Origin of the sequence: Bradyrhizobium sp. BR 1432 (genome assembly GCF_051547705.1) — a bacterium.
GTDB lineage: Bacteria > Pseudomonadota > Alphaproteobacteria > Rhizobiales > Xanthobacteraceae > Bradyrhizobium > Bradyrhizobium zhanjiangense.
Genome location: NZ_JBPUGF010000003.1, coordinates 5873380 through 5894039 on the forward strand (window position 1 = coordinate 5873380; position 20660 = coordinate 5894039).

Here is a 20660-nt window from a genome sequence, read left to right on the forward strand (position 1 = left end):
GTCGCGCTGCGGAGTGAACCCTGGACATGGATGCACTGACACTATTCGGCCTGTTTGCCGTGACGGCGATGCTGGTCTGCTATGCACTGGAAGACCGCAGCCATTGGTTCGTGTTGCTGTTCGCGGCGTCCTGCGCACTCGGCTCGGCCTACGGCTTCCTGCAGGGCGCCTGGCCGTTCGGCCTCGTAGAGGCGATCTGGGCTCTGGTGGCGCTGCGGCGGTGGCACCGGAGGGGCTAGCGACGGAAGCTCGTCTTTTGGACCGATCTCAAAGAAGAGCTTTTCGAAACCGTGATGCACATGCGAGAACATCGATCATTTGTTGCGTAGTTCACACAAGCAAAGCGCTCCCCATGACATGATGCCGCGCGCGCGGCAGCCGGCATCAATTGACGCGTTGGTTGTGGCGCGATAGGATTATGAGGCTAAAGTAGTAGGGGACCCAACCCCGATTTGAACAATCATTGGCAGTGAACGGCAGATCAGGCCGCACTGCAGCCTTGGCGCAATTTTCAGCGTCCGCACGTCGATATTCATCCGAATTTTCGAGAGGTCATCATGTTCATCAAGCCAAGCCTGATCGCGGGCTCAGAAAGGCGATTCAAGCAAGCCGAGTTTTCACCGGAAGCCTTGAACCGGAAATTGGGCGACGGCCCGATCGAGATGACGGTCGAGAAGAAACGCCTGCGCCAGCGCCAGCTTTTCGCCGAGACACGGGACGTGCAGGCGGCCGAGATCGGCCTCGAGCGGATCATCCAGGGCAACGATCTCGACAGCATCAACTACCTCGCCAAGGGTACGGCGGCCTCGCGCCCGGTCTGTCGCATCCAGCTCAGGGATATGAGGTCAAATCTGCTCGGCTATGGCTCGGGCTTTCTGATCGGGCCGGGCCTGCTGCTCACGAACCATCATGTCTTCGGCAGGCCGTCCGATGCAGCCAATTCGATCGCCGATTTCAACTACGAACTGGACATTTCGGGACAAGAGCGCGTGCCGGTCAGATTCGGATTCGAGCCGGGCAAATTCTTCTACACCAACGACGGGCTTGATTTCTCAATCGTCGCGGTGGCGCCGACCTCGGTGTCAGGCGACGAACACCTCGAGGATTGGGGATGGTTGCCGCTCAGTGGCGCGCCCGGCAAGGCTGACCCTGGCGAGTACCTCACCATCGTCCAGCATCCCAGCGGGCAGATGAAGCAGGTCTGCGTTCGCGAAAACAAGCTGCTCAAATATGTCGGTGACTTCCTCTGGTACAACACCGATACCACGGCCGGCTCGTCGGGCTCGCCGGCGTTCAACCGCTTCTGGCAGGTGGTCGCGCTGCACCACAGCGGCGTGCCGAGAAAGGATACGCGGGGCCGAACGCTGACCAAGGATGGCAAAGTGTGGGATGCCTCGATGGACGAAACCTCGATCGACTGGATCGCCAACGAGGGCATCCGGATCAGCGCGATCGTCGCCGATCTCAAGGTTTCCGTGGGCTCACATCCTCTGATCAAGCCGGTGCTCGACGAGGAGGAGCCGCCGACCCGGCAGGAGGTCGCGAAAATGCCGCGCCCCGCCGCTGCAGCTCCCTTCGGAGCGAGTGTCTGGGTCGAGCAGTCTGTCGACGGAAGCTCGCTGGTGGTCCCGATCCGCGTGCCATTGCCAATGTTCAGGAAGGACATTCCGGTTGCCCCACCGGCGCCCGTTCCGAACCTTGGGGGCAATGGCGGCGCGCCGAACGGCGGCATGCAGAACGGCGGCAAGCCCCTGATCGTCCCGCCGGTCGGCCTGTTGCCTCACATCAGCGCGAAGAACGGCCTGCCCATGGAGGCGGTGCACATCGATCAGAGCACGCTGAAATCGCGGCCCGGCTACAAGGCGAATTTTCTCGGCAGCGGCAAATTTTCCGTCCCCTTGCCGAAGATACCCGCCGCCCTCAAATCCCGGGTTGCGATGTTGAAGGGCAGCTCCAAGCAGTCCGAGCTGAAATATTTCAACTATAGTGTCGTCATGAACAAGGCGCGCCGGCTCGCCTTCTTCAGCTGCGTCAATATCGACGGCGGCGAGCAGCAGGACGTCGGCAAGCGCGAAGGCGATTCCTGGCTGCGCGATCCACGCATCGACGATGAGGCCCAGATCGGCGACGAGTTCTACCGCAAGCAGGCCACGTTCGAGGCCGACCGCAGCAAGAATCCGTTCGATCGCGGTCATCTCGTGCGCCGGCTGGATGCGACCTGGGGCGACACCGTCGCAGCGGCCAAGCAGCATGGCGACGATTCCTTCCATTTCACCAATTGCTCGCCGCAATTCTTCTCGTTCAACCAGGGCAAGCAGCTCTGGGCCGGACTGGAGGATTATACGCGCGATGTCCTGCTCGAAGGCGAGGAGAAGGGCATCGTGATGAACGGTCCGGTCTTCGACGGACCGGATGCCGACGGATCGGATTTGCCCAATCCGGCCGGCAAGTCGCACAAGGATCCGAGCTTCGGAGGCGTTCAAATTCCGAAATACTTCTGGAAAATCCTGATCCGACGCGACGACGATGGTCTCAAGGCGGCGGCATTCCTGATGAGCCAGCGAAAGCAGGTCATGGAGATCGATCGAATCCAGGAGGCGGATCTGCTCGAGCGGTTGTCCGAAGAGGATGTCAGCGTCTTCCAGGTCTCGATCGCAGACCTGACGAAATTGACCAAGCTCGACTTCGGCAATCTCGTCGACGCGGATTCGCACGAGGCGACCTCGGTCGGCCCGCGCCGGATCGAGTCCTATGAGGACATTCGACTCAAATAGTGCTTCGGTTCGCCGAGCCGCGAAACCGACGCGGCGTTCGGGTGAGGGCAGCGCTGCGCTCCGCAGAGACACCGCATGACCCTCACCCGACTTTCCTTAGGGCCCGTGTGGGCGTCAGCGGATTGCGATCGGATTGATCATCGCCTGCACGCCGCCGGTCCAGCGCGGCTGGCCAAGCACGAACAGAAATTCGTATCCCTTGTCCCGGGCGAGCGCAGCGGTGTCCATGTTCTCGAGGATGTAGGTCCCGTTCATCGCGAGCAGGATCTGGTGCACCTCGAACACGTTCTTGGACTCGAACGGCAGCACCTCGAGCGCCCAGGTATCGGCGCCGATCGCGACGACGCCCTTGCCGGTCAAATACTTCGCACCCTCGACGCCGAGGCCGGGCTCGCCCGCCGAATAGCGCTTGTCATCCTTGCCGATCAGGCTGAGCCAGCCGGTGTGGAAGATGACGACGTCGCCCTGGCGGATCTCGACGCCTTGCTTCTTGGCGGCTTCCTCGATCTCCTTGACGTTGAAGGCGGTGCCTTCCTTGACCACGTCGGTGTTGAAATAAGCGGCCATGTCGAGCAGCACGCCGCGCGTGACCATCGGCGGCACCTTCTCGATGCCGAGCTTCTTCAGCCCGTTGGGATCGGCGAAATCGGCGAGCTTGTTGCCGTTGTAATAGACATGCTCGACGCCGAGATGGCCGAGCCCGTCGAGCTGGCTGCCGATGCCGACCCAGGTGTCGAGGATATCGTCGTTATAGGTTGCCTTGTTCGGACCGAGACCCGGGCTGCCGGCCTGTCCGGGCTGCACGATGGTCAGCTTGAACGCGCGCGGCGGATAGGCTGGTGTCTGCGGCGTGACGGGAATGCCGAGGGCATAGGTCTTGCCGGTCTTCACCAGCGACGCCGCTTTCACCACGAGCTCGGGTGTCATGTAGTTGGCGGCGCCAATCTCGTCGTTCGGCCCCCATTTCGATTTGGTCCAGTCCTGTGCGCTTGCAGTTCCTAATATCGCCGACAACGCAGCGACACAGCACAACACGAGCGTATTGCGCATCGATAGTCCTCCCGATGTTTTGGCTTCGTTATGGTTTCGCGCCGGCCAGTCATTCATCCTAACGTAGAAGGAGAGCGGCCTTCAAAGTTTTTCCACGCGCAGCGCTGCGACGGCTGAACGCAACGCAGCGTGGATGGATTCAAGTACGACAGATTTGTGACGGTGAATTTCGCGCGGTGGAACGGATTGCGTCGCGTCAGGCCGCGATGACGTCGTCATCTTTCGTCAGGCACGCGGCAAAGCCACTGAGCGCGCTGGTTTGATGGCCGGCGCAGCGCTGGATGAAGAGGGTCTCGACGCGCGCGTGCGAGGCGCTCAACGTGTGGATCGACACATTGCCGTCCATCGCGCTGCATTCGACCACCGCGCGCGGCAGCAGCGTCACGCCCATGTCGGCGGCGACGCAGCCGATCATGCCGTCGAGCGTGCCGAGCTCGAAGCGCGCGGCCGACGGCCAGCCGAACTCGACGAACACTTGCTCGAGCCGCTGACGGTAGGTGCAGCCGGTGCGAAACACCAGCGCGGTCGGGCCGGATTCCGGCGTGCCGGCGCGCAACTCGGCCAGCGAAGCCCAGCGCCGCGCGCTGACCAGCACCAGCTCTTCGCGGAAGGCGCTCGTCGCGATGAGATCGGCATGCGCGATGGGACCCGCGACGAAGGCGCCGTCGAGCGTGCCGTCGAGCACAGCGGCGACGAGATCGGCAGTCGGCGCGGTGCGCAAGGAAAGTCGCACGGCGGGAAACGGCGATGGAAGTCCGCCAGCAGCGGTGGCAGCCGCACGGCCGCCGTCGTCTCCATCGATCCGATCGCGAGCGGTCCCTTCGGCTCGCCATCGTCACGCGCGGCGAGCAGGGCTTCGCGCGACAGCGCCGCCATTTTTTGGGCGTAGGGCAGGAGGCGCTTGCCGGCACCAGTCAGCGTCATGCCGCGGCTGTGACGTTCGAACAGCGGCGTGCCGATCTCCGCTTCGAGCGCCTTCACGCGCTGAGTGACGTTGGACTGCACCGTGTTGAGCTCTTCGGCGGCGCGGGTGATGCCGCCGGTGCGGGCGACGGCGGCAAAGGTCTGGAGATCGCTGAGTTCCATGGCGTCGTTCCGCTTTTGAGATGGTAGCGTTCTCTAGAATTCAATTTTAGAGAATGCTATTCGCGCCTAGTGTTCTTGTCCAGAGTGGGAGGACGCATGCCGATCGCGACGCCGCTGACAGAGCTTCTTGGGATCAAGCATCCCATCCTGTTGGCGCCCATGGACACCATCGCCGGCAGCCGGCTGACCCGTGCCGTCAGCGGTGCCGGCGGATTCGGAATCCTGGGTGGTGGCTACGGCGAGCAGGCCCGGCTGGAGGCCGAGACCAAGGAGCTGAATGGCGTTGCGCCGTTCGGTATCGGCTTCATCACCTGGAGCCTCGCAAAACAGCCCGAACTGCTCGACATCGCACTCGACGCTCGCCCGCAGGCCATCATGCTGTCATTCGGTGATCCCGCGCCATTCGCGCCGCGCATCAAGGCGGGCGGCGCGCGATTGATCTGCCAGGTGCAGAGCGAGGACATGGCGAAGCAGGGGCTCGATTCCGGGGCAGACATCCTGATTGCACAGGGTACCGAGGCCGGCGGCCATGGCGCATCGCGCACCACGATCGACATCGTGCCTGCGATCGTCGATCTCGCGGCAGGGCGCGTGCCTGTCGTCGCGGCCGGCGGGATCGCCGATGGCCGGGGCCTCGCCGCAATGATGATGCTCGGGGCGTCCGGCGTGCTGATCGGCACGCGGTTCTATGCCAGCGTGGAGGCCAATGGTGCGGAGGAGGCGAAGCAGCGCATTCGCGCGGCTAATGGCGATGACACCGTGCGCGGCGTCGTCTTCGACTGGTCGCGAAATCTGTCTGGCCGGCGCCGTTCACCGCGCGCTCGCTGGTCAATGATCACATCAAGCGCTGGACCGGTCGTGAGATCGAGCTGATGCAGCGCGCAAGCGAGGTCGCTGTGGAGTATGCTGCGGCGAAGGCCGCGGGCAATTTCGAGATTGCTGCGGTTTTTGCCGGCGAGGCGGTCGGCCTGATCCATGACATTCCGTCCGCGGCGGAGATCGTCGAACGCATCGCGGCTGAAGCCGAGCAGCTGCTTGCCGGACAGCGCAACTCGGTGAGAGGTACGCACGCTCTTCCACCCTCCCCTGGAGGGGAGGGTCGCTTCGCATGTAGCGAAGCGAAATGCGTAGCGGGGTGGGGTGATCTCTCCAGGTGGGCAGCGCCTCCGAGGAGAGACTGTCACCCCACCCCGCTCGCGCTACGCGCGATCGACCCTCCCCCTCCAGGGGAGGGTAAGGAAAACAAGTAGTGAGAGAACCCATGTGGCCTGACCGTCGACTAATCGATCTCTTCAAGACCGAATTCCCGATCGTGCTGGCGCCGATGGCGGGCGTGATGGATGCGGAGCTGGTGATTGCGGCCGCGCAGGGCGGGGCGCTGGGATCGCTGCCCTGCGCGATGATCTCGGCGGAGAAGGCACGCGAGCAGGTTGGCCTCATCCGCCAGCGCGTGAAGGCGCCGGTCAACATGAACTTCTTCTGCCACACGCCTGTCGAACTCACGGCCGAGGCTGAGGCGCGCTGGAAGCAGCGGCTCGCGGGCTATTACACCGAGCATGGCCTCGATCCCGCCGCGCCGATCGCTGCGGCGAACCGTGCGCCGTTCGATGCTGCCTTCTGCGAGGTCGTCGAGGAGCTGAAGCCGGAAGTCGTCAGCTTTCACTTCGGCTTGCCGGAGCAAACTCTGCTCAAGCGCGTTAAGGCAGCCGGCTGCGTCGTGATCTCGTCCGCCACTACGGTGAAGGAAGCGGTCTGGCTCGAGCAGCACGGCGTTGATGCCATCATCGCGCAAGGCGCGGAGGCGGGCGGTCATCGCGGCATGTTCCTGACCGACAAGATCGCCGAGCAGCCCGGTACGTTCGCGCTGGTGCCGCAGGTCGTCGATGCCGTGAAGGTGCCGGTGATCGCATGCGGCGGCATCGCGGACGGGCGCGGCATTGCCGCGGCCTTTGCGCTCGGTGCATCCGGTGTGCAGATCGGCAGTGCCTATCTGCGCTGTCCGGAATCCAAGGTCACGGCCGGAGGCCGCAAGGCGCTCGCCAAGGCGGGCGACGAGTTCGACCGTCATCACCAATGTCATGACCGGCCGTCCGGCGCGCGGTGTCCAGAACCGCCTGATGCGTGAGGCGGGCCCGGTCTCGCCGGACGCGCCGCCCTTTCCCCATGCCGCGACCGCGCTGGGGCCGCTGAAGGCGGCTGCCGAAAAGCAGGGCAGGGTAGATTTCACCAATCTCTGGGCCGGCCAGGCGATTGCCCTTGGCCGAGAGGTGCCGGCGGCCGAATTGACCCGGGATCTGGCGAAATCGGCGCTTGCCCGCATGAAAGCGCTTGCTGGCTAGGCGGGAAGCGCCGGTTGCGGCGCAAAAGCGGCCTCTGCTATACGGCGGTTAGGTTTTGCCGTGAGAGGCCTTATATAATGTCCGTCGACGCCGCTACCGTCCGCCGCATCGCGCATCTGGCGCGCATTGCGGTTTCCGAGGGCGAGGTTCCGCATCTGCAGGGCGAGCTCAACGCCATGCTCGCCTTCGTCGAGCAGCTCTCGGAGGTCAATGTCGAGGGCGTGGAGCCGATGACCTCGGTCACCCCGATGCAGATGAAGAAACGGCAAGACGTGGTCAATGACGGCGAGATCGCCGACGATATCGTTGCCAACGCGCCCGCGACCGAAGGACACTTCTTCCTGGTGCCCAAGGTCGTTGAGTAACATCTCAATTCAGGACGCCGTCCGATGTGCCTGTTATGCGACGATGAGAAGGCCTACCAGGCCTATATGAACTATCTCGACAAAATGGAACGGCAGGGCAAGGCTGCCGATCCCAACGTCGCCGTCAATGCCGTGCTCGACGAGATCGAGGCCGCCGCGAAAGCAGCCGCCAAAAAAGACGACCCGGCCAACGACAAGACCCTGTCTCCGTTCTTCTGCAGCCCGATCAATAAATGACCGATTTGACATCGCTGACGCTCGCCGAGGCCCGCATGGGCCTCGCGGCCAAGACCTTCACGTCGCTCGAGCTGACCGACGCGCATCTTTCCGCGATCGAAGCCGCGCGCGTGCTCAATGCCTTCGTCATGGAGACGCCGGACCAGGCGCGCAGCATGGCGCGCGAGGCGGACGCCAGGATCGCCAAGGGCGACGCCGGTCCGCTCGCCGGCATCCCGCTCGGCATCAAGGATCTGTTCGCGACCAAGGACGTGCGCACCACGGCCTGCTCGAAGATCCTCGGCAATTTCGTGCCGACTTATGAGTCCACCGTGACCTCGCAGCTGTGGCGCGACGGCGCGGTGATGCTCGGCAAGCTCAACAATGACGAGTTCGCGATGGGCTCGTCGAACGAGACCTCGTGCTTCGGCCCGGTCGGCAATCCCTGGCGGCGCGACGGCTCGAACACGACGCTGGTGCCGGGCGGCTCGTCCGGTGGTTCGGCCTCGGCCGTGGCGGCGCTGCTCTGCATGGGCGCGACCGCGACCGACACCGGCGGCTCGATCCGCCAGCCGGCGGCGTTCACCGCCACCGTCGGCATCAAGCCGACCTATGGCCGCTGCTCGCGCTGGGGCATCGTCGCCTTTGCCTCCTCGCTCGACCAAGCCGGTCCGATCGCGCGCAGCGTACGCGATAGCGCGATGCTGCTGCGCTCCATGGCGGGCCACGATCCCAAGGACACGACCTCGGTCGACATCCCGGTGCCGGACTACGAGGCTGCGATCGGCAAATCCGTGAAGGGCATGAAGATCGGCATCCCCCGGGAGTATCGCCTCGAAGGCATGCCGGCGGAGATCGAAAAACTTTGGGAAGCGGGCGCGGCCTGGCTCAGGAGCGCCGGCGTCGAGCTCGTCGAGGTATCGCTGCCGCACACCAAATATGCTCTGCCGGCCTATTACATCGTGGCGCCGGCGGAGGCGTCCTCCAACCTCGCGCGCTATGACGGTGTCCGCTACGGCCTGCGCGAACCGGCTAAGAACATCATCGAACTCTACGAAAACACCCGCGCCGAAGGTTTTGGCGCAGAGGTGAAGCGCCGCGTCATGATCGGCACCTATGTGCTCTCAGCCGGCTATTACGACGCGTACTATTTGCGCGCCCAGAAGGTGCGCACGCTGATCAAGAAGGATTTTGAGGACTGCTTCGCCAAGGGCGTGGATGCCATCCTGACGCCAGCAACGCCGTCGGCGGCCTTCGGCATCGGCGAGAAGGGCGGCGCCGATCCTGTCGAGATGTATCTCAACGACATCTTCACGGTGACCGTGAACATGGCGGGCCTGCCCGGCATCGCCGTGCCCGCCGGCAAGGACGCGCAGGGCCTGCCGCTCGGCCTGCAACTGATCGGCCGTCCCTTCGACGAGGAGACGCTGTTCTCGCTCGGCGAGGTGATCGAGCAGGCCGCCGGCCGCTTCACGCCCGCGAGGTGGTGGTGAATGTCGCGGCATTCATCGCGAGCCTCGACGGCGCGGCGCCTGCGCCGGAATTGAACGCGCCGCTCGCCGGACTCTGGTGGGCGGCCAAAGGCGACTGGGACCGCGCGCACAAGATCGTCCAGGACGAGAGCAGCCGTGAGGCGGCTTGGGTGCACGCCTACCTGCACCGTGTCGAAGGCGATCTCGGCAATGCCGGCTATTGGTACCGCCAGGCCGGCCAGCCCGCAACAAAGGATTCATTGGAAGCAGAGTGGCAGCGCATCGCGGCCACGCTGCTCGGGAGCAAGACATGAGCACGGCCACGCACAAGCTTCTCAAGGGCGCCACCGGCGATTGGGAGATGGTCATCGGCATGGAGATCCATGCGCAGGTGACCTCGAACTCGAAACTTTTCTCGGCCGCCTCGACCGCGTTCGGCGGGGAGCCGAACAGCCACGTGTCGCTCGTCGACGCCGCGATGCCCGGCATGCTGCCCGTCATCAACGAGGAATGCGTCAGACAGGCTGTCCGGACCGGTCTCGGCCTCAACGCGAAGATCAATCTGCGTTCGGTGTTCGACCGCAAGAACTATTTCTATCCGGACTCGCCGCAGGGCTACCAGATCAGCCAGTACAAGTCGCCGGTCGTCGGTGAGGGCGAGGTGCTGGTCGAGCTCGACGGCGGCCGCAGCGTCACCGTCGGCATCGAGCGGCTGCATCTGGAGCAGGACGCCGGCAAGTTGCTGCACGACCGGTCGCCGACCATGTCCAATGTCGACCTCAACCGCTGCGGCGTGGCGCTGATGGAGATCGTCTCCAAGCCCGACATCCGCGATGCCGAGCAGGCCAAGGCCTATGTGACCAAGCTGCGCTCGATCCTGCGCTATCTCGGCACCTGCGACGGCGACATGGAGAAGGAAGCTTGCGCGCCGACGTCAACGTCTCAGTGCGCAAGCCCGGCGGTCCGCTCGGCACCCGCTGCGAGATCAAGAACATGAACTCGATCAACTTCATCGGCCAGGCGATCGAGTACGAGGCGCGGCGTCAGATCGAGATTCTGGAGGATGGCGGGGCGATCGACCAGGAAACGCGGCTCTATGACCCCAACAAGGGCGAGACGCGCTCGATGCGGTCCAAGGAAGAGGCGCACGACTATCGCTACTTCCCCGATCCCGACCTGCTGCCGCTGGAGTTCAGCCAGGAATTCGTCGACGATCTGAAGGCTGAGCTCCCCGAGCTGCCGGACCAGAAGAAGACGCGCTTCGTCGCCGACTTCGGCCTGTCGGCCTACGACGCCAGCGTGCTGGTCGCCGAGCGCGAGAGCGCAGTGTTCTACGAGACGGTGCTCGACAAGCTCGCGAGCCGCGCGCGCGACGGCAAGATGGCGGCGAACTGGGTGATCAACGAGCTGTTTGGCCGTCTCAACAAGGAAGGCCGGGGTATTACGGACTCTCCCGTCAACGCCGAGCAGCTCTCAGGGATCATCGACCTGATCGGCGAGGGCACGATCTCAGGCAAGATCGCCAAAGATCTGTTCGAGATCGTCTGGCAGGAGGGCGGCGATCCCCGCGCGCTGGTGGAAAGCCGCGGCATGAAGCAGGTCACCGACCTCTCGGCGATCGAAAAGGTTGTCGACGACATCATCGCGGCCAATCCCGACAAGGCCGCGCAGGTCAAGGACAAGCCGCAGTCGCTCGGCTGGTTCGTCGGCCAGGTGATGAAGGCGTCCGGCGGCAAGGCCAACCCGCAGAGCGTCAACGAGCTGCTCAAGTCCAAGCTCGGCGTCTAGCCTCGCGCGTTTGAACGAGGTGACGGACACGCTTCGTCACCTCGCTTTCCGCTCTTGGTGCGGCGCTCGCGCGCATCCTCGGCGGCAAACTTCATCCCGATCGACGGTGATGCGGCGGCCGAATCGGCGGCGCGCGATTCGCACAAAACGGCGGCTTGCACACGCTCAGGCGAGCGTTCGCGCCGTTAAGCATGAAAATTTTTTCGTTGCCAAAAGTCGCGACTTCAGAGTCCGCGAAACGCCGTCGCGAGGCGATCGCGCGACTCGCGACGCTCATCATCGCGTCGCTCATGCGCGATGCATGCGCGCAGAAAAATACTTGCTGCATAGTGTTTTTCTGCAATCGCATCCGTCGCAAACGCTGACGATGCGCCCACTCTCTGCGATCGCAAGCACACGTGATGCAGTGCGCTTGCATCGCGCTCGCCAAGCGCACGCGCGTTGCGCCGTCAACACTTCTTTAAGCGAGACGCTGTTTTTTTCTTCGTGTTGGTGTATTCGGGATGAAGTGCATTCGATCCCCGAGTGCACGCAGCGATTAAAGCCATCTCACACATCGGAGGGCAACATGGCCAAGAAAGCGAAGAAGGCGAAGAAGGCGAAGAGCGCAGTGAAGAAGACTGCGAAGAAGACCCGCAAGGTCGCGAAGAAGAAGAAGTAACTTCGCTTCTGAAGTTGCCGGCTCCAGATAGCCGGCACGTCATCAGCGCCTCCTAAGGGTTCTGGTCGACGATAGAGGGTGTCGGCGAGACATCAGGTCAACGGTCGGATCGTTCTCTTTCGCGGTCCGGCAGAAGAAACAAGTTTTCTTCGTTCGGTGCGGTTCTCCTCAAGGGGCTCCGCAATTTCACAAGCGGCCTTCGGGCCAACGTGGAATCTGGTCCTGACGTGTTCGCCGACGCCCTCGTTCTCTTGAAGCCGGGGTATTGCCGGCATTCCTTTCCCCGACATTGCTGATCTGACCGTGACACGGCCGCGCGCCTTGCTCGCACTGCCTTGGGGCAGGCAAGGGCTGCGGCCTGATTGCACGCTGTTCGCACGCCGCTTCTCCGTTCGCGGCGTCATCGCCCGGCTCCGACCGGGCGATGCAATACTCCGAGACGGCAGTGGTTGAGTAGATCCGCCGCGCCGTACGGCAGTCCCCGCCGGAGCCTGTCATCGGGCTCGCCGGAGGCGAGACCCGGTGGCGGGGAATGACAGGGCGGGCGCGGCCACGACAGCGATCCGCTCCTACAAATCGTAACCGCAGGACATCCGCCACCGCGCGCGATGGTTATCGTTCTCCCAAAATCCCAGGGTAAACCGAATCTGACGAATTGCAGAAGTACCTGCAAGTCAGGGACTTTTTGAATTCCCTGCGCAGGCACCGCGCGCTCGCGTTTACGTCTGCTTCATCGCGATACTTAAACTGCCATTCAAATTTGCCCGCCATCATCGCCTCCAACAAGCCGGCAAACGGCAATGGGGATGAGTTGAACAGTGCACGATCCCGGGAAGGGTCGTGCACATCAGAGTTGGACGGGAGCCGCGCTCGGGGGAACGAGACGGCATAAGAAAAAGGGGATGCGACATGTTTCAGGGTACTTTCGATCTGGAGACCGCGACGCCGATCGACACGAGCGCGCTCTCGGATGTGCTGTTCGAGCGCGGCATCTATTGGGCGAGTGGCCGCTCCGGCCTCGTCGATCTCGTCGCCGCGCATAAATGGTTCAACCTCGCCGCGCTGAAGGGCCGCAAGGACGCCGTCGCGCTGCGCCAGGAAGTTGCCGGGCAGATGTCGGACGCCGAGATCTCGGCCGCGCAGCGCGAGGCGAGGGCGTGGGTCTCCGCCCACTGAACTGAGAATCGCATCCGTATCCGTGTTTCCACGGGTGAGCTCGGTTGCGCTGGATCAAATTCCCTCGTCGTGCGGTCCCCTAGATCCGCACGGTATGAGCGACCCCGACCAGAATGGGCCAAACAATGGCCGATGGCTTCCGATTCAGATCGCGCCCGACGACTGCGATCTGGAACTCGGACGGTTCCACAAGACGGGCATTTTGCCCTGGACTTTTCCATGCCGGCGCAGGTCCGGCGTCTGGTTCAACGTCTGGGCGGGCGAGGCGGTGCTGATATCGCCCTCGCACTGGCGGATCTGGCGATCCAGCCGCTGAGACGCGCGCACCCATATATAAGGTCAGTGCGAATCGCAGGAACTCGCCCCGAGGATTCATTCGCGAGGCTTGCGTCGCCGGCTGCTCGTCAGCTTTCAGGTGAAAAGAACCCGCCGCCCTCAATTCTGCCGCTTGCGGCCCGCCGCCGTGTCGGGCATACCCGGCGTATTGGAGACGTGGCCGAGTGGCTGAAGGCGGCGGTTTGCTAAACCGTTATAGGCTTGTAAAGGCCTATCGAGGGTTCGAATCCCTCCGTCTCCGCCAGCCAAGCTGGCCCCGGACATAGATACCCCCGCACCACACATGGAGAGAGCTGACCTGGTCGAGATTTGGCCTCGCCTGTCGGGGCCAAGGCCGTTTCGCCGCCATCGATAACCGTTGGGCTGAGCGAGATTCGGAGGTGCTTGAGTCTCGTCCGATTCTACGATTCGAGCGCGCCTGGGTCGCCACATCCCGGCCCTCCGCTCGCCGCGCCTTAGGTGCGGAATTTTGACGGCAGGCGGAACCTCTCTGAAAACATCAATAAAAACAAAGTGTTGCGAGCGCGTCGCGATCACATCTACGTGTTATTTGTGCAACACCCGTCGGAAAACACGTTTCATAGGCCCGCTTCGGAGCGTTCTTTTGTTGTGTGTGCAAAGACGTTCGGTAATTGTGACTGAGCGACGGAGGGGGGCATCCCAAGGTCGTCCCGTTTAGGTCATTCGCTTAAGTCCCTCGCGTTCATGCGGGTGTGTCCGAAGACGCGAAGGAGCCGAAAGCGGTGATTTAGAGGGGGTTGGGGAATTGGCCGTCCGGTCAGTGACCTTCCCTGAAGAGCAACTTGGAGGTTTAACATGAAGTTGGTTAAGAGCCTTTTGCTCGGCTCAGCGGCGGGTCTGATCGCCGTGGGCGGAGCGCAGGCAGCCGATCTGCCCGTGAAGGCCAAGGCGGTCGAATACGTGAAGATCTGCTCCCTGTACGGTGCAGGATTCTACTACATCCCCGGCACTGACACCTGCATCAAGCTGGGTGGCTACCTGCGCGCCGAAGTCGCGCTGGGCACCAACAGCGTTTACGGCATTGCGAACGGCGCTCCCGCCGGTGCGCACAACCGCCTGAGCAACTACTACACCGCGCGCGCTCGTGAAGATCTCAACATCGACACGCGCACCGCCACCGAATACGGCGTCGTCCGCACCTTCTTCGATGCGACGTTCTCCTGGACCACCGCCGGCTACGTCGGCACCGGCTCGGCCACGGGCACGACCGCCGCTACCTTCACGACGGCTGGTAACACCACCATCAATCCGACGGACGGCGGCACCTCGGGCGGTTCGCTCGGCGTGTACTACGCCTTCATCCAGTTCGCTGGCTTCACGATGGGTAAGGCCGTGTCGCAGTTCGACGCGCCCTGGACCAACTATCCCGGCAACAACATCGACAGCCTCGTCGGCGGCAGCGGCACGGTCACTGGCGTCAACCAGTTCACCTACACCGCTGACTTCGGTCAGGGCGTGACGGCGGCGTTCTCGGCGGAAGACGCGACGGCTTACTATCAGGCCGGCAACCTCAACATGACCGGCGCGACTGCCGCTGGCATGGTTGGCGGTGCGTATGGCTCGAACGCCATCGGCGGTTCGCGCTCTCCGAACCTCGTCGGTATGGTCCGTGTCGACCAGGCCTGGGGCCTCTTCCAGGCGTCGGTTGCTGCGCATGACAACCACGTTGCCTACTACGGCGCTACCGAGACCACTGGCCACCCCGACGACAAGTGGGGTTGGGCGGTTCAGCTCGCTCTGTCGATCAAGAACATCCCGACCGGTGCGGGTGACACGATCAACATCCAGGGCGTCTACACCGACGGCGCGACCCGCTACAACTTCCAGAACCTGGCGGGCAGCTCCTACCAGATGTACGGCAGCTCGGGCATCGCCTATCAGAGCGTCGGCTTCGCCAATGCTCCTGACACCGTGTTCATCACGGGCAGCTCGCAGGAGACGGTCAAGACCTGGGGCTTCCGTGGTGCTTACACCCACAACTGGGATCCCTACTGGAACACCGCGCTCTACGGTGCTTACGCTCAGGCCCAGTTCGGCACGCTCGCCAAGACCACGCTCTGCGGCGCGACTGGCACCGGTGGCGTGTTCGGCGGCCTCGTGGGTGTGACGGGTTGTAACCCTGACTTCGCGATCGGTCAGATCGGTATCATCACCCGCTGGACCCCGGTCAAGAACCTGACGTTCTCGGCTGACCTGAACTGGACCCATCTGGATCAGAAGTATTCCGGCACTGCCATCCTCAGCCCGGCCGCTAACACGGCCAAGCCGACCGCAGTGTATGAGCTGAAGGATCAGGACAGCATCACGCTGCTGCTCCGCGCTCAGCGCAACTGGTAAGTTCGGTCTAACGACCTGACAGAGAGCCTCGGCGGGAAACCGCCGGGGCTTTTCTTTTGTCTTTTGCCGGCTTGTTCTCTCCTCGAGTCAGGGCGGCCAGAGCTGGCGCCGCGCGTTCCGTTGATCGATCGGTCGCCGAGACCTGATTGAAGCCGCTGCGAGAGAGGGATGACCGCGCGGCCCGCATGCCCATCCGTGGCGAGGCATAGCCAGGCTGTCGCTGATCGGTCCGTCTTGCAAAGCGACCCGCCGATCCAGCCTTGCCGACAATGGTGAGCTCGTCGATGTGGCAAGCGACCTTGCAGACCTCGATCGAGGCGCGTCTCGGGAAGGGCGCCAGAAGGTCGCGTGACTGCGCAGTCCGTCCGTCGGAGACTTAAGGCCTGAGGCATCGCTTGCCACCGATGCTCCCGGCAGCGATCGGGCGAGGGTGTTGCTATTCCACGCTGCCGGTGCCGCGGCGCAAATCGGCTTCGATCTGCAGCCGCGTGCCGCCGCCGAAGCGGGCGCGGTAGACCTGAAGGTTCTCCATGATCCGCTGCACGTAGTTGCGCGTCTCGGAGAAGGGGATCAGCTCGACCCAATCGACCGCGTCGACCTTGGGGTCGCGCGGATCGCCGTAGCGCTCGACCCACTTCCTCACGCTGCCGCGGCCGGCATTGTAGGCGGCAAACGTCATGATGTAGGAGCCGCGATAATCCTCGAGCAGTCCGCCGAGCTCGGCCGAGCCGAGCGTGGCGTTGTAGACCGAATCGTTCTTCAGCCGGGACAGGTCGTAGGTCGCGCCGTGGCGTTTGCAGACGTAGCGCGCGGCGTCCGGCGTCACCTGCATCAGCCCATAGGCCTGCGCCGGCGAGACCACCGACGGATTGAATGCGCTCTCCTGCCGTGCGATCGCATAGACGATGCTGCGCTCGACCTGGGGGCCGATCGGCGTGAACTGCGGAATGCCGTTGACGGGATAGGCGTAGAAGTCGAACGGCAGGCCGCGATTGAGCGCGGCCTTGCCCAGCAGCAGCATGCCGCGCGCGTCGCTGTAGCGCTGGGTGAGCTCGCCGAGGCCGGCAAGCGCTTCGGGATCGCCGTTCTCGCCCATGTCGGCGAGCATGGGCACCGCGAGCTCGCGCTCGTCGAGCTCGTAGAGCAGTTGCGCGGCGCGCACGATCTCGAGCCGTTCGGCGCCGCGTCCGCGCGGCGGGTTGTTGAGCTCGATCTGGGGCAGGCCGAGTTTTGCGCGCGCGAGCTGGCCGTAATAGCTGGTCGACTGCTCGGCGGCGCGGGCATAGGCGTTGCGCGCCTCCTGCTGGCGGCCCATCGCTTCCGCAGCGCGGCCCTGCCAATAGCCGGCGCGCGCCAGCGTGGTCGGGTTGACGCTGCCCACGCCGATACGGGCAAAATGCTGGGCGGCGGTCGCAGGATCGTTGAGGAAGCGCAGCGCGATCCAGCCTGCGGTGAATTCCTGCTCGGTCTTGTAGATGTCGCGCGAGGGCAGGGCGGCATCGCGCGCGATCAGATAGGCGCTGCGGAATTCCTCGGTGTCGATCATCTTGCGCGCCAGGAGGCGCCGCTCGATCCACCATTCGTCGAGATTGTGGAGCCGGTTCGGATCCTTCGGCGCCGAGAGCATGAGCTGCGCCGCTTCGGCAAACTTCTCCTCGCGGCGCAGGAGCTGGATCTTGCTGAAGATGAAGCCTGGATCGCTGTGCAGCTCGCGCGGCACGGCATCGAGCAGCGCGCGCGCATTCGGCGCCTTCTTGACGGCAGCGATGCGAGCCTTGGCGAGCGCGACATAGCCGGCGCCGAGGCGCTTGGCGGCGCGCAACGCGGCTTCGTTCTCGCTGCCGTAGAGCAGGGTGTCCATCCGCGCCTTCTGATCGCCCGCCGTCAGCAGGGCGCCGAACTGGTCGAGCGCGTTGTTCTCAGTGTCCTCCGACATCGGATCGCTGCGCCAGGCCTCGCGCACCAGCCGCTCGGCGTTGGCGCGGTCGCCGCGCGCCAGCATCGCCTTGGCAAGCGTGAAGCGGCCCTTGGCGGAGATCGGGAACTCATTCTCGAACCACGACCACGCAACTGAATCGTCGCGCCTGTCGTCCCACATCGCAGCCTCGAGCCGGCGGCGCAGGAAGGTCTGCGACGGCCAGCTCGGATTGGCGGATAGGAAGGCGCGGTAGCGCTCCACGGTCGCGCCATTGTCCTCGCTGCGCAGGATGATCCATTCCGCGAGCTTTCGCGCGACGGGATCCGAGATCGAAGCTGCATAATTGGTGGCGTCGCCCGCTTTGCGCTTGCGCACGAGCTCGATGACGTTTTCCAGCGTGTCCTTGTCGGCCTGCGACGTCGACGATGTTGCGGCGACCGCGGCCGGTATGACCGGCTTGCGCGGCGCTGCATGCTGGCGGGTCGCAGGAGCCAGCACGGGAGCTGCGGACGGTCTGGCGGCCGCCGGGGCGGTGGGTCTGACGGTGGCCGTCGAAGCCGGGGCGGGTGCGGGCTTGGACGGCGCGCCGTTGGCGGTCGGTTTTGATGTTGCCGCGGGGGCCGCTGCCGCAGGCTTGGACGCTGCCGCGGGCTTGGATGCTGCCGCGGGCTTGGGCTTGTCTTTCGCGGGCTCCTTGGCGGCGTCCTTCTCAGCGTCCTTGGCAGATTTCTTCGCGGCATCCTTGGCCGGGGCGCTGGCCGCGCCCTTGCTGGCGCCCTTGTTGGCGCCCTTGGCCGTATCCTTTGAAGTTTCCTTGCCGGTTCCCTTGGACGAGTGCTTGGCGGCTGGCTTCGCGGAGTTCTTAGCCTCGTCCGCGGCCGTCTCGTTGGACTTGTCGGACTTGTCACTGGACTTGGCCAAGGCGGCACAACCGACGGACAACCCTGCCATCAGGCATACGACCAGACCGGTGGATCGCCATGCGGCACGAGGAAAGGAGGTCACGGCGTTTCGTCGCCCCGAATCAGTCAAGTGGCCCAAAATCTAGCTGTATTGATTGAATATGCGGACAAAATACCAACAGCCGCTTACCTCGGGCCGATTTGCACCATCACCGCGGCAAAATCGCGGCCTAAACGGTGCGTCACACGGCGGCGGGCCTTTTACCGGCGGGATAGACCCGATATGTATGAGGCTTGCTCAAGAGATCGCCGCGTACGGAGGAAGTCCATGGCAGCCAAGACGAAATTCCGGGGGTCGTTCACCGCCTTGGTCACGCCGTTCAGGAACGGCTCGCTGGACGAGGCGGCGTTCCGCTCCCTGGTCAATTGGCAGATCTCAGAAGGCACCAACGGCCTGGTGCCGGTCGGCACCACCGGCGAGAGCCCGACGCTCAGCCATGACGAGCATAAGAAGGTCGTCGAATGGTGCATCGCTGAAGCCAAGGGCCGCGTGCCTGTCATCGCGGGTGCCGGCTCCAACTCGACCAAGGAGGCGATCGAGCTCTCTCAGCACGCCGAGAAGGCGGGCGCGGACGCCGTGCTGATCGTGACGCCTTACTACAACAAGCCGACCCAGGAAGGCATGTATCAGCACTTCAAGGCGATCAACGATGCGATCGGCATCCCGATCATCATCTACAACATCCCGCCGCGCTCGGTGATCGACATGTCGGTCGACACCATGAAGCGGCTGTGGGAGCTGAAGAACATCGCCGGCGTCAAGGACGCCACCGCCAGCATGGTCCGCGTGTCGCAGCAGCGCGCGGCGATGGGCGAGGATTTCAACCAGCTCTCGGGCGAGGACGCGACCATCCTCGGCTACATGGCCCATGGCGGCCACGGCTGCATCTCGGTGACCTCGAACGTCGCGCCGCGCCTGTGCGCGGAGTTCCACGTGGCCTGGCAGAAGGGCGATCACGCCACCGCCCTGAAGCTGCACGACAAGCTGATGCCGCTGCACAACAACCTCTTCATCGAGAGCAATCCGGCGCCGATCAAGTACGCGATGTCGCTGCTCGGCAAGCTGGACGAGACGCTGCGGCTGCCGATGGTGCCGGTCTCCGAGCCGACACGCGTCGCCGTGCGCAGCGCAATGGTGCACGCCGGCCTCATCAACTGACGCATTGGCGTTTGGGGAGCGTTTCATGAGCGTCGAGGAGAAGGGCATGCAGATGCTCAAGGAGTTCCGCGAATTCGCCATGAAGGGCAACGTCGTCGACCTCGCGGTCGCCGTCATCATCGGTGCGGCCTTCGGCGCCATCGTCAATTCGCTGGTCGGCGACGTGATCATGCCGATCATCGGCGCCGCTACCGGCGGGCTCGACTTCTCAAACTACTTCACCCCCTTGTCGAAGGCGGTCACCGCCACCAATTTGGTTGAAGCGAAAAAGCAAGGCGCCGTACTTGCTTGGGGCAACTTCCTCACGCTGACGATCAACTTCATCATCATCGCCTTCGTGCTGTTCCTGGCGATCCGGGTGATGAGCCGACTGAAGAAGGAGCAGGCCGCGCCTGCGGCGCCGCCTAAGCCGTCGGCCGAGGTCGAGCTGCTGACCGAGATCCGTGATCTCCTCAAGAAGTCTTGACGCGCGCGCTTCATCCGAACTGTTAGAATCCGTGCGCATCTTGATCAGGTTTGTCTGCGATGGCCGATAAGAACGAACGTCCGATCAAGGTGATGGCGGAGAATCGCAAGGCCCGCTTCAACTACGCCATCGAGGATACGATCGAGGCGGGCATTGCGCTGACCGGCACCGAGGTCAAGTCGATCCGCAACGGCAAGAGCACGATCGCGGAATCCTACGCCGACTCGAAGAACGGTGAGATCTGGCTGATCAACGCCACCATTCCCGAATATCTCCAGGGCAATCGCTTCAATCACGAGCCCAAACGGCCGCGAAAACTGCTGCTTCACCGCCGGCAGATCAACAAGCTGATGGGCGCGGTCGACCGCGAGGGCATGACGCTGATCCCGCTCAAGCTCTACTTCAACGAACGCGGTCGCGCCAAATTGCAGCTGGCGGTTGCCAAAGGCAAGAAGCTGCACGATAAGCGCGAATCCGAGAAGAAGCGCGACTGGAGCCGCGAGAAGGGCCGCCTGATGCGGGCGAGGGGATAGC

14 protein-coding genes, 1 tRNA gene and 4 pseudogenes are annotated in these 20660 nt (G+C 63.7%); 15 read left to right on the forward strand and 4 right to left on the reverse strand.

Annotated features, from left to right (window positions below; all coding sequences use genetic code 11):
- Positions 1-26 precede the first annotated feature (26 nt).
- Positions 27-239 (forward strand): hypothetical protein, encoded by a 213-nt coding sequence (locus ACSKB8_RS28410; RefSeq protein ID WP_370985874.1) that lies wholly within the window; start codon positions 27-29, stop codon positions 237-239.
- A gap of 318 nt (positions 240-557) precedes the next feature.
- Complete coding sequence (locus ACSKB8_RS28415) at positions 558-2774, forward strand: DNA/RNA non-specific endonuclease (protein WP_438107782.1); 2217 nt, start codon at positions 558-560, stop codon at positions 2772-2774.
- Positions 2775-2888: 114 nt separating this feature from the next.
- On the opposite strand, the gene ACSKB8_RS28420 is transcribed toward ACSKB8_RS28415, so the two are convergent.
- Positions 2889-3824: a cyclase family protein gene (locus ACSKB8_RS28420; protein WP_438107783.1), complete on the reverse strand. Its 936-nt coding sequence runs from the start codon at positions 3822-3824 to the stop codon at positions 2889-2891.
- 196 nt (positions 3825-4020) lie between these two features.
- Positions 4021-4910, reverse strand: a pseudogene (locus ACSKB8_RS28425) (LysR family transcriptional regulator).
- Between the two features lie 96 nt (positions 4911-5006).
- Between ACSKB8_RS28425 and ACSKB8_RS28430 the strand changes: the two are divergent.
- From ACSKB8_RS28430 to gatB, 7 genes and pseudogenes are all read left to right on the forward strand, one after another.
- Positions 5007-5968: pseudogene (locus ACSKB8_RS28430) on the forward strand (NAD(P)H-dependent flavin oxidoreductase); the annotation flags it as partial.
- Between the two features lie 203 nt (positions 5969-6171).
- Positions 6172-7249, forward strand: a pseudogene (locus tag ACSKB8_RS28435) (NAD(P)H-dependent flavin oxidoreductase).
- A gap of 77 nt (positions 7250-7326) precedes the next feature.
- Positions 7327-7614 (forward strand): Asp-tRNA(Asn)/Glu-tRNA(Gln) amidotransferase subunit GatC, encoded by a 288-nt coding sequence (gatC, locus tag ACSKB8_RS28440; RefSeq protein WP_007611211.1) that lies wholly within the window; start codon positions 7327-7329, stop codon positions 7612-7614.
- 24 nt (positions 7615-7638) lie between these two features.
- Complete coding sequence (locus ACSKB8_RS28445) at positions 7639-7851, forward strand: hypothetical protein (protein WP_027547180.1); 213 nt, start codon at positions 7639-7641, stop codon at positions 7849-7851.
- A complete protein-coding gene (gene gatA, locus ACSKB8_RS28450; protein ID WP_438107784.1) occupies positions 7848-9323 on the forward strand; it encodes an Asp-tRNA(Asn)/Glu-tRNA(Gln) amidotransferase subunit GatA in 1476 nt (491 codons plus the stop codon). Before ACSKB8_RS28445 ends, gatA begins: the two co-directional genes overlap by 4 nt.
- Positions 9314-9616: a hypothetical protein gene (locus ACSKB8_RS28455; protein ID WP_438107785.1), complete on the forward strand. Its 303-nt coding sequence runs from the start codon at positions 9314-9316 to the stop codon at positions 9614-9616. The genes gatA and ACSKB8_RS28455 overlap by 10 nt, the downstream gene beginning before the upstream one ends.
- Positions 9613-11090 (forward strand): annotated as a pseudogene (gene gatB / locus ACSKB8_RS28460) (Asp-tRNA(Asn)/Glu-tRNA(Gln) amidotransferase subunit GatB). Before ACSKB8_RS28455 ends, gatB begins: the two are co-directional and overlap by 4 nt.
- Positions 11091-11181: 91 nt before the next feature.
- On the opposite strand, the gene ACSKB8_RS28465 reads toward gatB, so the two are convergent.
- Entirely contained in the window at positions 11182-11418 is a 237-nt protein-coding gene (locus ACSKB8_RS28465) for a hypothetical protein (protein ID WP_438107786.1), read from the reverse strand.
- 1242 nt (positions 11419-12660) lie between these two features.
- On the opposite strand from ACSKB8_RS28465, the gene ACSKB8_RS28470 reads away from it, so the two are divergent.
- The 3 genes from ACSKB8_RS28470 (at position 12661) to ACSKB8_RS28480 (ending at position 15621) form a co-directional block, all read left to right on the forward strand.
- Positions 12661-12927 carry a hypothetical protein gene (locus ACSKB8_RS28470; RefSeq protein WP_438107787.1) on the forward strand — a complete coding sequence of 89 codons (267 nt, stop codon included), beginning with the start codon at positions 12661-12663 and terminating at the stop codon, positions 12925-12927.
- Positions 12928-13413: 486 nt separating this feature from the next.
- Positions 13414-13507, forward strand: a tRNA-Ser gene (locus tag ACSKB8_RS28475).
- A 572-nt stretch (positions 13508-14079) separates the two neighbouring features.
- Positions 14080-15621, forward strand: a complete 1542-nt coding sequence (locus ACSKB8_RS28480) for a porin (protein WP_370985885.1) — start codon at positions 14080-14082, stop codon at positions 15619-15621.
- A 436-nt stretch (positions 15622-16057) separates the two neighbouring features.
- Here ACSKB8_RS28480 and ACSKB8_RS28485 read toward each other — a convergent pair whose 3' ends face one another.
- The gene (locus ACSKB8_RS28485) at positions 16058-18490 is read right to left on the reverse strand and encodes a lytic transglycosylase domain-containing protein (RefSeq protein WP_438107788.1); all 2433 of its coding nucleotides are present in this window, start codon (positions 18488-18490) and stop codon (positions 16058-16060) included.
- A gap of 279 nt (positions 18491-18769) precedes the next feature.
- On the opposite strand from ACSKB8_RS28485, the gene dapA reads away from it, so the two are divergent.
- Genes dapA through smpB form a run of 3 tightly spaced genes read left to right on the forward strand, consistent with a single transcriptional unit; the run spans position 18770 to position 20659 of the window.
- Entirely contained in the window at positions 18770-19660 is an 891-nt protein-coding gene (gene dapA, locus ACSKB8_RS28490) for a 4-hydroxy-tetrahydrodipicolinate synthase (protein ID WP_438107789.1), read from the forward strand.
- A gap of 52 nt (positions 19661-19712) precedes the next feature.
- On the forward strand, positions 19713-20126 hold the full coding sequence (mscL, locus tag ACSKB8_RS28495) for a large conductance mechanosensitive channel protein MscL (protein WP_091899100.1): 414 nt from the start codon (positions 19713-19715) through the stop codon (positions 20124-20126).
- Between the two features lie 59 nt (positions 20127-20185).
- Positions 20186-20659, forward strand: coding sequence for an SsrA-binding protein SmpB (smpB, locus tag ACSKB8_RS28500; RefSeq protein ID WP_024341117.1), 474 nt, complete (start codon positions 20186-20188; stop codon positions 20657-20659).
- Position 20660: the final 1 nt, after the last annotated feature.